Raw genomic sequence first — 13,975 nt, forward strand, 5'->3', positions numbered from 1 at the left:
GCGGGACGAAGCCGATCGGCGGACAATCGGAGCAGGGGAAGAGGAGGGCCGGATGACGGAACTGCTGGCAGGCATGCGGGTCGACTACACCGACCACGACGACCCCGTACTGATCCGGCCGGACGGCAGTCCGGTGGACACCTGGCGGGAGAACTACCCGTACGAGCAGCGCATGGAGCGCAAGGAGTACGAGTGGCACAAGCGGCTCCAGCAGATCGAGCTGCTGAAGCTGCAGAGCTGGATCAAGGGGACCGGCCGGCGGCTCGTCATCGTCTTCGAAGGGCGCGACGCGGCCGGCAAGGGCGGCACGATCAAGCGCTTCACCGAGCATCTCAACCCACGCGGCGCCCGCGTGGTCGCGCTGGTGAAGCCGACCGAGCGGGAGCGCGGGCAGTGGTACTTCCAGCGGTACGTGGAGCATCTGCCCACCGAGGGCGAGATCGTGATGTTCGACCGGTCCTGGTACAACCGGGCGGGCGTGGAGCGCGTGATGGGCTTCTGCACCGACGACGAGTACCGGCGCTTCATGCGGCAGGCGCCCGCCTTCGAGCGGATGCTCGTCGACGACGGTGTGGACCTGATCAAGTTCTGGTTCTCGGTCTCCCAGAGCGAGCAGCGCACTCGCTTCACGATCCGCCAGGTCGACCCGGTACGGCAGTGGAAGCTGAGCTCCATGGACCTGGCCTCGCTGGACCGCTGGGACGACTACACGGCGGCCAAGGTCGCCATGTTCCGCGAGACGGACACCGAGCAGGCTCCCTGGACGGTGGTGAAGAGCAACGACAAGAAGCGGGCCCGCGTCGAAGCCATGCGCAGCGTGCTGGCCCGCTTCGCCTACGAGAACAAGGACGAGGAGGTCGTCGGCAGCCCCGACCCGAGCATCGTGGGCGCGGCGGCGAACCTGCTGGAGGAGGGCGAGGAGGGAGAGGACCACGTGGCGACTCCGGGCGACCGCACGGCGACGCCCTGACAGCAGCCACCGCACACGGACTCGGCCGCACGTCAGCCCGACCGCACACGACCCGCTCCACGTCAGCCCCACCGAAGGCGGACTCGCTCCACCGCAGCCTCATCCGTAGGCGGACTCGCTCCACCGCAGCCTCATCCGTAGGCGGATTCGCTCCACGTCACCCCGGGCGTGTACGGAATCACGCTTCGACATCGCCCAAGACCCGCACGGGCCCGCCCCTGCGCCGCCCCGGGGTGGGCCCGGGCTCATCGGCGGATCGACTCCGGCGCACACCCAAGTCCCCGCAGGTGCTCTCAGTCGTGGGTCGGCCGGTCGGAGAGCCGGTGGTCGGCAAGGCTCAACGCCTCGTCGACCACCCGGCGCAGATGGCCGTCCCCGAGCGAGTAGATCACCCGGCGCCCTTCCTTCCTCGTGTTCACCAGCCCGGCGAGACGGAGCCGGGCCAAGTGCTGACTCACGGCCGGACGGGCCGCCCCGCATGTCTCGGTCAGCGTCGAGACATCGGCCTCGCCGCCGGTCAGGGCGTGCAGCAGCGCGAGGCGGGTGCGATCACCGAGGAGCGCGAGGAGTTCGGCGGCGAGCGCGAACTGTTCCTCGCCGGGCGTGCGCGGGTGCGCATCGTGCGCAGGTGACAGGTGCATGCGTGCGCTCATACGCACATAATGGCGTCGTGGGCGCCCGCACGTCCACTCCCGCGCATCGGAAGGGGACGGACGTGAACGACCGGCACCATCACGAACACGGTCACCAGCACGGCAACGGCAGCGCCCACACGCATCCCGGAAGGCACAGCCATCCGCGCGGCCCCGCGAGCCGGCTGCGCCACCTCCTCACCCCTCACTCCCACGAAACCGCCGACAAACTCGACTCCGCGCTGGAGTCGTCGGCCCGAGGCATGCGGGCCCTGTGGGTCTCCTTGGCCGTCCTCGGCGCAACGGCCCTGGCACAGGCGGTCGTTGTCGTGATGTCGGGGTCGGTCGCACTGCTCGGCGACACCGTGCACAACGCGGCCGACGCGCTGACGGCCCTGCCGCTCGGGGTCGCCTTCGTACTGGGCCGCCGCGCGGCGACGCGGCGCTTCACCTACGGCTACGGGCGGGCTGAGGACCTGGCGGGCATCGTGATCGTGCTGACGATCGCCGCGTCCGCCGCCTTCGCGGCCTGGGCGGCGGTGGGCCGGCTGCTCGACCCGCACCCCGTGCGGCACATCCCCGTGGTCGCCGCCGCCGCGCTGATCGGCTTCGCCGGAAACGAGTGGGTGGCCCGGCACCGCATCCGGGTCGGGCGGGAGATCGGCTCCGCCGCGCTGGTCGCGGACGGACTCCATGCCCGTACCGACGGATTCACGTCGCTCGCGGTGCTGGTGGGCGCGGGCGGCGCGGCACTGGGATGGCAACTCGCCGACCCACTGGTGGGGTTGGCGATCACCACCGCGATCCTGCTGGTGCTGCGCGATGCCGCCCGGGAGGTCTTCCGGCGTGTGATGGACGCCGTGGAACCGGAGTTGGTGGACCGCGCCGAGCAAGCGCTGCGGGAGGTCGCGGGGGTGCGAGACGTGGGCGAACTGCGGCTGCGCTGGATCGGGCACCGACTGCGCGCCGAGGTGGCGGTCGTGGTGGACGGCGAGGCGACCGTGCGACGGGCCCACGACATCGCCGTCGAGGCCGAACACGCCCTGCTGCACGCCGTCCCGAGGCTGACGGCCGCCCTGGTCCACGCCGATCCGTCACCGGTGCCCGGCGAGGCGGATCCGCACCGGACGCTGGCCCATCACGCCCCTGCGTGAACCGGCCCGAGCCAGCCAGAGACGACCGCGAGACAGCGGCGAACCGGCGGCGAACCGGCGCCGGACCGGCCGCTGACTGGCGGCGAACCAGCGGCGAACCAGCGGCGAACCAGCGGCGAACCAGCGGCGAACCAGCGGCGAACCAGCGGCGAGACGCTGAACTTCATCGGACACCGGCCCGTCACGCCTCAGCGCGAACCGGCGCCCGAGCCCGGCGAGAGCGGGACCCCGGCCCACACCGACCCATCACGCCACTACGTGCGGATCAGGCGATCCCCAGTCCCTCCAGCACGACCGCGTTCGGCAGCTCCGCGAACGCCTTGCCCGGTACCAGGAGTTTGCCGCGGCGACGGCCGCTGCCCACGAGCACGTACGGCAGGTCGACGACGGCCGAGTCCACCAACACCGGCCAGTCGCCCGGGAGTCCGACGGGCGTGATGCCGCCGTACTCCATGCCGGTCTCACCGGTCGCGGTGTCCATCGGGGCGAACGAGGCCTTCCGGGCGCCCAGTTGACGTCGTACGGCGCCGTTGACATCGACACGGGCGGTGGACAGCACGAGGCACGCGGCGAGCGTGGTCTCGCCACCACGCCGGCCCGCGACGACCACACAGTTGGCGGACACGTCGAGCAGTTCCTTGCCGTAGTGCTCGACGAAGGTGGCGGTGTCGGCCCACTCGGGGTCCGTGTCGACGTAGACGATCTGCTCGGCGGGGGTGGTGCCGCGCCAGCCGCGCACGGCGCCGGCGACCGGGCCGGTGAGCTCGTCCAGGCAGTCGGGGGCGGGGACGGCATGGTCGAAGTGTCCGATGGGAGCGCGCATGACGGCACGCTAACAGTCGCTCGGACCGGGCCGGCCGGAGCCCGTCAGTGCACCAGCGGGACCGACACGGCCATGACCATCTCGACCGGGACCTCGCCCTTGTTGGCGTACGTGTGCGGGGTGTTGGCCTCGAAGGACACACTCGCCCCCTCGGGGACGCGGTGCTCGACGCCGTCGACGGTGAGGGTCATGTCGCCCGCGATGACGTGCACGAGTTCGACGGTGCCGGAGGGGTGCGGGTCGGACGGGCTGCCCTCGCCGGGCATCAGCCGCCAGTCCCACATCTCCAGCGGACCGGGTGCCTCGGTGCCGGCCAGCAGCCGGTTGTAGCTGCCCGCCTCGGTGTGCCAGAGGCGTACGGCCTGTTCGGCCGGGACGATCCGGACCTTGGGCCCCTGCTCGTAGTCGAGGAGGGTGGTGATGCTGATGCCGAGGGCGTCACCGATCTTGACGACGGTACCCAGGCTGGGGTTGGTCCTGGCCTGCTCGATCTGGATGAGCATGCCGCGGCTGACTCCGGCGCGAGCGGCGAGCGCTTCCAGGGTGAAGCCGCGCTCGGTGCGCCAGCGCTTCACGTTGCGCGCCAGGGATTGAGTCAGCAGGTCGAGATCCGACACATTCCGTCCAATATTTTGAATGACAGAGTTCAATCAGATGAACTATCGTGTGGTGCACCTGATCGTTCACCGAACTGTACTGCGAGGCACCCCGTGACAGCACTCTTCGCCCTGGCCACCAGCCTCCTGTGGGGCCTGGCCGACTTCGGCGGAGGTCTGCTGACCCGGCGCACGCCCGCCCTCACGGTGGTCGTCGCCTCCCAGTCGATCGCGGCGGTGGTCCTCGGCGCGATCGTGGTGGCCACCGGCGGCTGGAGCGCGGCGGGGCCGCAGCTGTGGTTCGCGGTCGCCGCGGGACTGGTGGGTCCGATCGCGCTGCTCTCCTTCTACAAGGCGCTCGCGCTCGGACCGATGGGCGTGGTCTCCCCCCTCGGATCGCTGGCCGTGGCCGTCCCCATCGGCGTCGGCCTGTTCCTCGGGGAGCGTCCCGGGCTGCTGCAGATCGCGGGCATCGCGGTCGCCGTGGGGGGCGTCGTCCTCGCGGGCGGACCCCAGCTGCGGGGTGCGCCCGTGCAGCGGCAGGCGATCCTCCTCACGCTGATCGCGGCGGCCGGCTTCGGCACGGTGTTCGTGCTGATCGCGGAGGCGTCGTCCTCGGTCACCGGGCTCTTCCTGGCGCTGTTCGTGCAGCGCGTGACCAACGTCGTGACCGGTGGCGCGGCCCTGGCCGTCGCCGTCCGGCGCGGCGCGCCCGCCCTCCCCGAGGGCGGTTTCCCCTGGGCCTCCCTGCCCGCGCTCGCCTTCGTCGGCCTCGCCGACGTCGCGGCCAACGGCACGTACTCGGTCGCCGCCCAGCACGGCCCGGTCACCGTCGCCGCCGTCCTCGCCTCGCTCTACCCGATGGTCACGGCCCTGGCCGCACGCGGCGTCCTCAGGGAACGACTGCGCGCGGTGCAGGCCGCCGGAGCGGGGCTGGCGCTGGTCGGCACGGTGCTGCTGGCGACGGGCTGAGCCCCGGGTCCAGGTCGAGGAGCCGGCGCGGACCGGCTGCCGGTTCAGGAGCCGGTACGGACCGACTGCGGTTCAGGAATCGGCGCGGACGTCCACGGGCCGCGGGTGGACGTCGTCGGAGGCGTCCCGCGCGTCGAGGTCCAGCTCCGCGAGTCGCGCGACCGTCTCCTCGTCCAGTTCCGAGAGCGCCAGCAACTGGCCCGGGGTCACCCCGTCGGGAATCGGCACCGGCGGCGGTGTGCGCAGCGGCGGCTGCCATCCGGCCACGGGGTCCCAGCGCCGGACGACACGTGCGGGGGCTCCGGCGACCACGGAGTGGTCCGGGACCGCGCCACGCACCACCGCACCGGCCGCGACGACGACGTTCCGCCCGATCCGGGCACCCGGCAGGATCACCGCGTTGGTCCCGATCCAGCAGCCCGGCCCGATCTCCACGGGCTCCATGCGCGGCCACTGCTTGCCGATGGGCTCGTGCGGATCGTCGTAGGAGTGGTTCGTGGACGTCACATACACATAGGGCCCGAAGTAGCAGTCGTCGCCGATCGTGACCGTCGTGTCGGCGATGACGTGGCTGCCGCGGCCGAGCACGACGCCGTTCCCGATGCGCAGGATCGGCTCGGAGCCCAGATCGAGATCGGGCATCAGGCCCGCGGTCAGCGTGACCTGTTCGGCGACGATGCAGTACGAGCCGATATGGATCCAGGGTTCGCCGAAGACCGTGCCGAGCGGGAAGGCCAGTCTGGTGTTGGCTCCCATGGCGCCGAAGCGGAACCGCCCCGGCTGCTCGGCCGTGACCGCGCCCTTGCGCTGCGCCCAGGCCCAGCACGCGTGGACGGCGCGCTGCGCGAGGCGTCGCCGCCATGATGAGAACGTGTTCTTGCTCCTGGACACCCGCTCACGGTACTCAGAGCGGGCTGTGCCGATGAGGTCGCACGGCTGTGATCTTCGCCCCACCGGAGGCAGGGGTGATGACATACGGTGCCGCTGTACCCAGCGGGACCGGACAACGAGACGACGAGACGGTGACACGGTGACGACGCAGCAGGCGCTGATCAAGGGAATCGGCGGCAAGGACCCGCAGGTGGACCAGGAGGCGTTCGTGGCGCCCACCTCCGTGGTCATCGGAGACGTCACGCTGAACGCGGGCGCGAGTGTCTGGTACGGCGCGGTGCTGCGCGCCGACTGCGGCCCGATCGTCATCGGCGCCGACAGCAACGTGCAGGACAACTGCAGTCTGCACGTGGACCCCGGTTTCCCCATCACCGTCGGGGAGCGGGTCTCGATCGGGCACAACGCCGTGGTGCACGGCGCCACCGTCGAGGACGACTGCCTGATCGGCATGGGCGCCACGGTGCTCAACGGGGCCGTGATCGGGACCGGCTCGCTCGTGGCGGCGCAGGCGCTGGTGCCCCAGGGGATGCTGGTCCCGCCGGGTTCACTCGTCGCGGGTGTCCCGGCCAAGGTCAGGCGCCCGTTGACGGACGAGGAGCGCGAGGGGCTCTCGCTGAACGGCACCTTCTACGTGGAGCTGGCGAAGGCGCACCGCGAGATCCACGAGTAGCCGCTCTACTCGGCGGCGGGGACGGGCTCCGGCTCCGCCGCTCCGTGCTCCGTCGCCGCCTTCTTCGCCTTGCGGCGGACGATCAGCATCGAGGCGAGACCGATGAGCACCGCCGCGACCAGACCGAGCCACGAGAAGCGCTTCAGCCAGTCCTCGGCGACGACACCGACGTAGTAGATGACCGCGGTGGTGCCACCGGCCCAGATGATGCCGCCGAGGACGTTGGCGATCAGGAACTTCCAGTACGGCATCCGCAGCACACCGGCGAGCGGGCCCGCGAAGATCCGCAGCAGAGCGACGAAGCGGCCGAAGAAGACGGCCCACATGCCCCACTTCTGGAAGGAACGCTCGGCCGTGGCGACATGGCCTTCACTGAAGTGTCTGGGGAACTTCGCGCCGAGCCAGGCCAGCAGCGGGCGTCCGCCCTTGCGGCCGATGGCGTAGCCGATGGAGTCGCCGACGATGGCCCCGATGCTGGCGCACGCGCCGAGGATGAACGGGTTGATGCCCTCGTGCTGCGAGGAGAGGAGCGCCGCCGAGACCAGGACGATCTCTCCGGGCAGCGGAATGCCCAGGCTCTCCAGGCCGATGACCAGGCCCACGAGCGCGTAGATACTGACCGCGGGGATCGTCTCGAGCCAGTCCTGGACGTGCAACGCCGGTTCCTCCCGTTTGGCTGTACCTGACCCGGGCGACCGCGTTTCGCATGATCACCCGGGGTGCGCTTCCCCGGAGCGCCCGCCGGGAAGCCTACCTGGTCGCTCTGAACGGCGGTCCGGACGCGGGACCCGTCCCGGCGGGCACCGTGCGGCGTCCGCGCTCCGAGCGTCCGGACGCCTGGGCGTCCGAGATCAGGACGCGTCCGCTCGGTCGGCGCGCGTCCGTTCCTTTCCGTCGGCGGCCCCGCGCTGCCGCCGCCAGGTCTCGTAGTGGTCGAGGAGCGTCTTCTCGACCGGGCGGTAGGTGATCCCCAGTTCCCGCACGCTCCGGCTGTTGTCCACGCGGAACCGGATGCCGAGGTGTTTGCGGATGTAGTCCTGGGTCAGTCCGAACGCCGGACCGAGGATGCGGACCGGCCAGTGCGGGAGCGCGGTGCGGGGCAGCCGGAGACCGCGGGGATACCGGCCCCGGATGATGCGCGCCATCTCGTGGAAGGACGTCATCGTCTCGGCCGCGACGATGTAACGGCCCTGGGCGTCCGGGCGCTCGGCCGCCGCGATGTGCGCGTCGGCGACCTCGCGGACGTCCGCCGTGGTGAAGCTGAAATCGGGTGCGCCGTAGAAGAAGTAGCCCTTGAACAGTTCTTCCAGGAGGAACAGGCTGCCGGATTCCGATGTGGGGGTGAGGGACGGGCCGAGGATCAGGCCGGGGTTGACGGACACCAGGCGCCAGCGGTCCTGGGCCGCCTCCGCCGTCCACGCCGCCTGCTCCGCGAGTGTCTTCGCGTAGTGGTACGGGTTGTTCTCGACCGTGCTCGTGGTGTTGAAGTACCGCTCCGACAGGACCCCGCCGTCCATGCTCCGGACGTCGGCGTAGTCGCCGAAGACCGCGCCGACGGTGGAGGTGAGGACGACCTTCTCGACCGTGGGCGTCCGCTCCACTCCCGCCAGCACGTTGCGCGTGCCGAGCAGGGCCGGGTCGACCATGTCTCTTCGGCCGTCCTTGATCCGCTCCGGCATCAGGAACGGCGACGCCACATGGAAGACCACACCGCAGCCGCTCATCGCCGCGTCGAAGGACCCCTCGGCCAGCAGGTCCGCCTCGAACAGCGCCAGCCGGCCGGGAAAAACCTCCTGCATCTCCCTCAGCGGCCGTGTCTTCGCCGCACTCGCGGTCCCGCGCACGGTGGCGCGGACCGTGTAGCCCCGCTCCAGCAGCCGCCGGACCAGATGGCTCCCGACGAACCCGCTGCCACCGGTCACCAGGACAGCCGTCCGCCCGCGTACGCCCACGCCCGCACTCCTCGTTCCCGGTCCCCGGACCGTCACCCAGGCCCACGGGCGACGCGCACGCACCGCCCACAGGCCAGCGTCGGGCATGGACGGCCCGAAGGGAACAGGCGTGCGCCCGGGGCCGGCCGCGGCGCGGGGCACCTGCCCTCGCACTCTCGCCGTGGGCGGTCCCGTACGTCACCCGTACCGGGCCACGGCCGGGGCAGGACACCACCACTGGTGCCGCCGCGGCCCGGGCAGGACGGCGACCGCAACGGCCTCCGCCGCCTGTTCACTCCCCCGGACTCACTCCCCCAGCCAGGACGTGGTGAGGTTCTGCACGGCCGAACCGTCGGCGTCGGCGAGCTTGACCCCCGTGAAGCCGGCCGCCCAGTCGGAGCTCTGATAGCGGAACTCGGGCTCGTCGGCGGCCAGCGCGCCGACGACGACCTCCGCGCACTCGCGTGCGCTCTGCGCCGCCGAGAACGACTTCGTGGTGCGCTCGAGATAGGCGCCGATCACCGGCCGGTAGACACCCGCCCCGGCGACGAGGGCCTCGATGTCACGGTCGGCGCGGACGTTGGCGACGAACTCGGTGGCCACCGCGCCGGGCTCGACGACACTGACCGCGACGCCGAGCCTGCCGACGACCGGGGCGAGGCTCTCCATCCACCCCTCGACGGCGAACTTGGCGGCGCAGTACGCCTCGTTGAACGGCTGGCCGATCACACCGCCGACGCTCGTGACCGTGATCAGGCGCCCCTTGGAAGCGCGCAGATGCGGAAGCACGGCCTTGGTCACCTGGACGACACCGAAGAAGTTGACCTCCATCACCTCGCGGACGTCGTCGACGCTCTCCAGTTCGATGGTGCCGAGGTGCCCGGCGCCCGCGTTGTTGATCAGGGCGTCCAGCCGTCCGTGGTCGGCGATCACCGACTCGACGCAGGCGGCGACCGAGTCGGGGTCGGTGACGTCGAGCTGCCGGACGTCGACGCCGGGCAGCCGCTCGCGCAGCGGCCCGGCCTTGCCGGTGTCCCGCATGGTCGCGACGACCTGGTAGCCCGCCTGCTCGGCGAGGACGGCGGTCTCCAGACCGATGCCGGTGGACGTGCCGGTGACAAGGGCGATCTTCATGACGGGTCCTCCATGGTTGCGTGTACACACACATATTAGAGTTGTGTGTGCACGCACGCAAACCGGTAGACTCGTGTCGTGACGGAGATCAAGCTGAAGCAGGCCGAGCTGACGGTCGAGGACCAGGCGTACTACCGCATCGTCGGCGTGGGTGCCGCCCTCACAGCGCGGGCGAGCGCCCGCCTGGAACACGATTTCCGGCTGCCGGCGTCCTGGTTCGAGGTGCTGCTCTGGCTCTACCACCAGGGCGGCCCCCTGTCGGCGACCGATCTGGGTTCCTGCGCGCTGATCAGTCGCAGCCAGGTCTCCCGGGTCATCGACGCGCTTCAGTCGCGGGGCCTGGTCACCCGTGCCCCCTCGGCCGTCGACGCCCGATCCGTCGAGGTGGCCATCACCGAGGAGGGCCGGGACCTCTTCGAACGCGCGGACCGCGCCCGCCGCGAGGCCCTGGCACCCGCCCTGAAGGAGAAGCTGGAGCCGGCCGAGCTGGAAGAGCTGGCCCGCATCCTTCTCAAGCTCAAGTACTGACCGTCCTCGGGCCCCGCACGAGCGGGGGCACCGGACCGGTCCTCTCGGCGGCAGCCACTCCCCCGCGCGCCCGTCAGGTCCGGCACACACTGCCCGACCCGACGGGCGCCTTGGCGAAGGCCGGGATCACACGCTCTCCGATCCCGGAACTCTCCCCGCTCGCAAGGGAGTTGGCAGAAAGGATCACCGACTTCCGTCCCGCCCCCTCCCACAAGGCTCTTGATGTGACTGTCACCGCCGAAGACATCTACGCCATGGCCCCCTACGCCAGGACCCTCGGCGTGCGCTTCACCGCCCTGTCGGCCGAGGGAGTGGACGCCGAACTGGACTTCGTGCCCGAACTGTCCACTGTCCACCGCGGGCGGCGGGTTGCACGGGGGTGCGCTGATGGGTCCGGCCGATGTCGCCTCGGCGGTGTGCGCCGCACTGAACGGTCCCGCGGGCGCCGTTCCCGCCACCACCACCTCCACCACCCATTTCCTGCGGCCCGTCCGCGAGGGAGCCGCGTACGCGAAGGCCCGGGTACTGCGGGTGGGGCGCGACACGGCGGTCGTGGAGTGCGACATCGAGGACGACCGGCGGCGGCTCTGCACCCGGGTCACGCAGACGGTCACCGTACGAGTGCCACGCGGCTGACCGGCCCCGGCCCCTGCTGCAGGCCCCGGCCCCTGGGGGCGCCCCCGGCACAACGGCCGACGGCCCCGACCCTTGGAGCGACCCCCGGCACAACGGCCGAGGGCCCCGACCCTTGGAGCGACCCCCGGCACAACGGCCGAGGGCCCTGACCCTTGGGGCGACCCCCGGCACAACGGCCGAGGGCCCCGATCAGGTCGTACTTCCCGATCAGGGCCCTGCGCGCGAGGTAGGTCTCAGCCGTTCGGGCGGAGCGTCCAAATGACAGTCATCTCACCGGTGACAGCGCCGTCAGCGCGCTGGATGGCGATGGCGACGGGGAACTCGGGGCGCAGGCCGGCGTCGAGTTCGGCGACGACGTCGGCGGCGGGCCGGCCGAGCGTCGCGGTGGCCGTGACGGGCCCCATCGCGAGCTTCTTGTAGGCGATCTCGGCGCTGACCGCGAGCGGTACCGCCCGGGAGAGCTGGTCCCCGAAGGCGGCGAGGACGATCGCTCCGCTCGCCGACTCCCCCAGGGTGAACATGGCTCCGGCGTGCGGTCCGCCTACGTGGTTGTGGAAGTCGCCCTGGTCCGGGAGCGCCACGACGGCCTTCTCGGGAGTGGTCTCCACGAACTCGAGGTTCAGGGTCCGGGCCATCGGTACGGTCGCGGCGAGCATCTCGCCGATCGTCATCTGGTCTGCGCTCATACCGGGATGTTACCCATGGGTAGCAAGACTTGGCCAGCCCCACGACCCGGCGCAGAAGTCGATCAGCCGCGCAGGTGGGGGCGGCTCTCCGGTACACGCCTGACGAAACGCGGTGACCGAAACGTTTCACAGGCGCCACTAAGGTGACTGCCCATGTGGCCAGGACAGCAGCCGCCCGGGGGCGAGCAGAATCCGCAGGACCAGAACCCGTACCAGCAGCCGGGGTACCAGCAGCCGAACCCCTATCAGCAGCCCGGATACCAGCAGAGCGGGTACCAGCAGCCGGGCCCGTACGGGCCGCAGCCCGGACAGCAGCAGTGGGGTACCCCCTCTCCCGCGGGAGTGCCGGAACCGCCGCGCGGGAACGGGAACCGGACGAAGGTGATCGCGATCGTGGCGGCCACCGCCGTGGTCGTGGCCGCCGGGGTGACAGGCGTCCTCCTGCTCGGCGGCGACAAGGACGACAAGGTCGCGGGCGGTGACTCGGGCAAGGACAGGAAGCCCACGACGAGCGCTCCGAAGGACCCGAGCGCGTCACCCTCCGACGACGACCCGCGCGGCGGTGAGGGCGAGCAGCCGACGGTCGCCGGCTGGAAGGTCGTCGTCAATCCCAAGTGGGGCACGGCGTTCGACGTCCCCGCGGACTGGGAGGTCGAGTCGCCGGGGACCTCGATCGGCTTCGAGAAGGACAACGCCAAGGCCGGCGACAAGCCGATCATCGTGATGTCGGCGCCCGCCTCCTTCAAGTCCAAGTGGTGCTCGTCCGACGACGACAAGGACGGCCGTACGGAGGACACCGCGCTGGGCGCGGCGGGCACCAAGGGCGCGAGCGGCGCGAAGAACACCGACGAGGTCGCCGTGAACCAGGTGCCCTGGTGGGTGTTCGGCGGCTACACCCAGCCGGACAAGAAGAGCATCACCTTCGACGAGAAGGCCAAGCCGTACACCACGGAATCGGGCGTCACGGGCAGCGTCGCCTGGGCCAGGTCGAAGAACACGCCTCAGAAGGGGAAGTGCGCGAGCGACGGCAAGGCCGTCACGTTCGGGTTCAAGAACTCCGCGGGCGACTACGTGGCATGGAACCTGTACGGAGCCACCGGCGTGAAGGACGAGATCCCCGACGCCACGATCCTGAAGATCCTGAGCACCGTACGCCTGCACGGGGATCCGACGGAGTCCTGAGCCGGGATCAATGGGACAAGTGCCCTGGCGGCCCGGTCCTTTGGGGTACCGCCGTGGCACTCGGGTCCCACCCCCCTCTATCGTTACCGGCCATGTGGCCAGGACAGCAGCCGCCCGGGGGCGAGCAGAACCCGCAGGACCAGAACCCGTACCAGCAGCCGGGGTACCAGCAGCCGAATCCGTACCAACAGCCCGGATACCAGCAGCCGGGGTATCAGCAGCCGAATCCGAATCCGTACGGACCACAGCCGGGGCAGCAGCAGTGGGGAGCACCGTCGGATCCCCTCGGCGCGCCTCAGGTGCCCGGTGGCGGTGGCGGTGGCGGTGGCGGTGGCGGTAACAAGACCAAGATCACCGCGATCGTCGCGGCCTCGGCCGTCGTGATAGCCGCCGGGGTGACCGGAGTCCTCGTCCTGGGCGGTGGCGGCAAGGACGACAACGCGGGTGGCGACGCGTCCAAGTCCCCGAAGGCGTCGGCCTCGCCGTCGCCGAGCGCGAGCGGAAGTGACGACAACCCGCGCGGCGGCGACGAGGAGAAGGCGACGATCGCCGGCTGGAAGGTCGTGGTGAACCCGAAGTGGGGCACCGCCTTCGACGTACCGGCGGACTGGAAGGTCGAGACTTCCGGCACCTTCATCGGCTTCGAGGACGACGAGAAGGGCGACGGCTCCGTGCTCATCGGCATGTCCGCGCCCGCGTTCCTCAAGGAGAAGTGGTGCACGTCCGACGACGACAAGGACGGTTACTCGAGCGACACGTCCCTGGCCGCCGCGGGCACCAAGGGCCAGAGCGGTGCCAAGAACACCGACGACGTGGCACGCAACGACTCCGCGTGGTGGGTCTTCGGCGGCTACACCGACCAGAAGAAGGCCTCGAAGAAGCTGCTGAAGATCGGCAAGCCCAAGGCGTACACCACGGCGTCGGGCATCAAGGGCAGTGTCGCGACGACGTACTCCTCGGGTGTCGCCAAGAAGGGCAAGTGCGACTCCGACGGCAAGGCGACCACGTTCGCCTTCAAGAACTCGTCGGGCGACTTCGTGTCCTGGTCGTTCTACGGTGCCAAGGGCGTGTCGGAGGAGGTCTCGGACGCGACCGTCCAGAAGATCCTCAGCACCGTACGGCTGCACGGCGAGCCGACGGGTTCCTGACCCCCCGGGACCCGGGAGCCCG

The 13,975-nt window shown here is 70.8% G+C and carries 16 protein-coding genes; 8 read left to right on the plus strand and 8 right to left on the minus strand.

Going from position 1 to position 13,975, the window contains the following annotated elements; all coding sequences use genetic code 11:
* Positions 1 to 52: 52 nt before the first annotated feature.
* Positions 53 to 970, plus strand: coding sequence for a polyphosphate kinase 2 (ppk2, locus tag ACWD68_RS17695; protein ID WP_451807335.1), 918 nt, complete (start codon positions 53 to 55; stop codon positions 968 to 970).
* Between the two features lie 293 nt (positions 971 to 1,263).
* Here the strand turns inward: ppk2 and ACWD68_RS17700 are convergent, their stop codons facing one another.
* On the minus strand, positions 1,264 to 1,623 hold the full coding sequence (locus ACWD68_RS17700) for an ArsR/SmtB family transcription factor (protein ID WP_451807336.1): 360 nt from the start codon (positions 1,621 to 1,623) through the stop codon (positions 1,264 to 1,266).
* Positions 1,624 to 1,685: 62 nt separating this feature from the next.
* On the opposite strand from ACWD68_RS17700, the gene ACWD68_RS17705 reads away from it, so the two are divergent.
* The gene (locus tag ACWD68_RS17705; protein ID WP_451807337.1) at positions 1,686 to 2,756 is read left to right on the plus strand and encodes a cation diffusion facilitator family transporter; all 1,071 of its coding nucleotides are present in this window, start codon (positions 1,686 to 1,688) and stop codon (positions 2,754 to 2,756) included.
* A 265-nt stretch (positions 2,757 to 3,021) separates the two neighbouring features.
* Here the strand turns inward: ACWD68_RS17705 and ACWD68_RS17710 are convergent, their stop codons facing one another.
* Positions 3,022 to 3,579, minus strand: coding sequence for a YbaK/EbsC family protein (locus tag ACWD68_RS17710; protein ID WP_451807338.1), 558 nt, complete (start codon positions 3,577 to 3,579; stop codon positions 3,022 to 3,024).
* A 44-nt stretch (positions 3,580 to 3,623) separates the two neighbouring features.
* Positions 3,624 to 4,196: a helix-turn-helix domain-containing protein gene (locus ACWD68_RS17715; RefSeq protein ID WP_451807339.1), complete on the minus strand. Its 573-nt coding sequence runs from the start codon at positions 4,194 to 4,196 to the stop codon at positions 3,624 to 3,626.
* Positions 4,197 to 4,289: 93 nt separating this feature from the next.
* Between ACWD68_RS17715 and ACWD68_RS17720 the strand changes: the two genes are divergently transcribed.
* Entirely contained in the window at positions 4,290 to 5,147 is an 858-nt protein-coding gene (locus ACWD68_RS17720; protein ID WP_451807340.1) for a DMT family transporter, read from the plus strand.
* A gap of 72 nt (positions 5,148 to 5,219) precedes the next feature.
* Here ACWD68_RS17720 and ACWD68_RS17725 read toward each other — a convergent pair whose 3' ends face one another.
* The gene (locus ACWD68_RS17725; protein WP_451807341.1) at positions 5,220 to 6,038 is read right to left on the minus strand and encodes an acyltransferase; all 819 of its coding nucleotides are present in this window, start codon (positions 6,036 to 6,038) and stop codon (positions 5,220 to 5,222) included.
* A 139-nt stretch (positions 6,039 to 6,177) separates the two neighbouring features.
* Between ACWD68_RS17725 and ACWD68_RS17730 the strand changes: the two genes are divergently transcribed.
* Positions 6,178 to 6,708, plus strand: coding sequence for a gamma carbonic anhydrase family protein (locus tag ACWD68_RS17730; protein ID WP_451807342.1), 531 nt, complete (start codon positions 6,178 to 6,180; stop codon positions 6,706 to 6,708).
* Positions 6,709 to 6,713: 5 nt separating this feature from the next.
* Here ACWD68_RS17730 and ACWD68_RS17735 read toward each other — a convergent pair whose 3' ends face one another.
* The 3 genes from ACWD68_RS17735 to ACWD68_RS17745 all read right to left on the minus strand — a co-directional run bounded on the left by ACWD68_RS17735 (position 6,714) and on the right by ACWD68_RS17745 (position 9,773).
* Positions 6,714 to 7,364: a DedA family protein gene (locus ACWD68_RS17735; protein WP_451807343.1), complete on the minus strand. Its 651-nt coding sequence runs from the start codon at positions 7,362 to 7,364 to the stop codon at positions 6,714 to 6,716.
* Between the two features lie 195 nt (positions 7,365 to 7,559).
* Complete coding sequence (locus tag ACWD68_RS17740; RefSeq protein WP_451807344.1) at positions 7,560 to 8,660, minus strand: NAD-dependent epimerase/dehydratase family protein; 1,101 nt, start codon at positions 8,658 to 8,660, stop codon at positions 7,560 to 7,562.
* A 285-nt stretch (positions 8,661 to 8,945) separates the two neighbouring features.
* Positions 8,946 to 9,773, minus strand: coding sequence for an SDR family oxidoreductase (locus ACWD68_RS17745; protein WP_451807345.1), 828 nt, complete (start codon positions 9,771 to 9,773; stop codon positions 8,946 to 8,948).
* Positions 9,774 to 9,851: 78 nt separating this feature from the next.
* On the opposite strand from ACWD68_RS17745, the gene ACWD68_RS17750 reads away from it, so the two are divergent.
* On the plus strand, positions 9,852 to 10,301 hold the full coding sequence (locus ACWD68_RS17750; RefSeq protein ID WP_451807346.1) for a MarR family winged helix-turn-helix transcriptional regulator: 450 nt from the start codon (positions 9,852 to 9,854) through the stop codon (positions 10,299 to 10,301).
* 387 nt (positions 10,302 to 10,688) lie between these two features.
* A complete protein-coding gene (locus ACWD68_RS17755) occupies positions 10,689 to 10,937 on the plus strand; it encodes a PaaI family thioesterase (RefSeq protein WP_451807347.1) in 249 nt (82 codons plus the stop codon).
* A 233-nt stretch (positions 10,938 to 11,170) separates the two neighbouring features.
* Here the strand turns inward: ACWD68_RS17755 and ACWD68_RS17760 are convergent, their stop codons facing one another.
* Positions 11,171 to 11,623, minus strand: a complete 453-nt coding sequence (locus ACWD68_RS17760; RefSeq protein ID WP_451807348.1) for a DUF4442 domain-containing protein — start codon at positions 11,621 to 11,623, stop codon at positions 11,171 to 11,173.
* A 153-nt stretch (positions 11,624 to 11,776) separates the two neighbouring features.
* On the opposite strand from ACWD68_RS17760, the gene ACWD68_RS17765 reads away from it, so the two are divergent.
* Positions 11,777 to 12,805 carry a hypothetical protein gene (locus ACWD68_RS17765; protein ID WP_451807349.1) on the plus strand — a complete coding sequence of 343 codons (1,029 nt, stop codon included), beginning with the start codon at positions 11,777 to 11,779 and terminating at the stop codon, positions 12,803 to 12,805.
* 92 nt (positions 12,806 to 12,897) lie between these two features.
* A complete protein-coding gene (locus ACWD68_RS17770) occupies positions 12,898 to 13,953 on the plus strand; it encodes a hypothetical protein (protein WP_451807350.1) in 1,056 nt (351 codons plus the stop codon).
* The last annotated feature ends 22 nt before the right edge of the window (positions 13,954 to 13,975 follow it).

The organism is Streptomyces sp. NPDC005141, from assembly GCF_053599975.1.

Bases quoted from the DNA above. Each gene is read 5' to 3' on its own strand.
- ppk2 (WP_451807335.1), top strand. From the start codon at position 53: ATGACGGAACTGCTGGCAGGCATGCGGGTCGACTACACCGACCACGAC.
- ACWD68_RS17770 (WP_451807350.1), top strand. From the start codon at position 12,898: ATGTGGCCAGGACAGCAGCCGCCCGGGGGCGAGCAGAACCCGCAGGAC.
- ACWD68_RS17710 (WP_451807338.1), bottom strand. From the start codon at position 3,579: ATGCGCGCTCCCATCGGACACTTCGACCATGCCGTCCCCGCCCCCGAC.
- ACWD68_RS17760 (WP_451807348.1), bottom strand. From the start codon at position 11,623: ATGAGCGCAGACCAGATGACGATCGGCGAGATGCTCGCCGCGACCGTA.
- ACWD68_RS17700 (WP_451807336.1), bottom strand. From the start codon at position 1,623: ATGAGCGCACGCATGCACCTGTCACCTGCGCACGATGCGCACCCGCGC.
- ACWD68_RS17755 (WP_451807347.1), top strand. From the start codon at position 10,689: ATGGGTCCGGCCGATGTCGCCTCGGCGGTGTGCGCCGCACTGAACGGT.
- ACWD68_RS17745 (WP_451807345.1), bottom strand. From the start codon at position 9,773: ATGAAGATCGCCCTTGTCACCGGCACGTCCACCGGCATCGGTCTGGAG.
- ACWD68_RS17765 (WP_451807349.1), top strand. From the start codon at position 11,777: ATGTGGCCAGGACAGCAGCCGCCCGGGGGCGAGCAGAATCCGCAGGAC.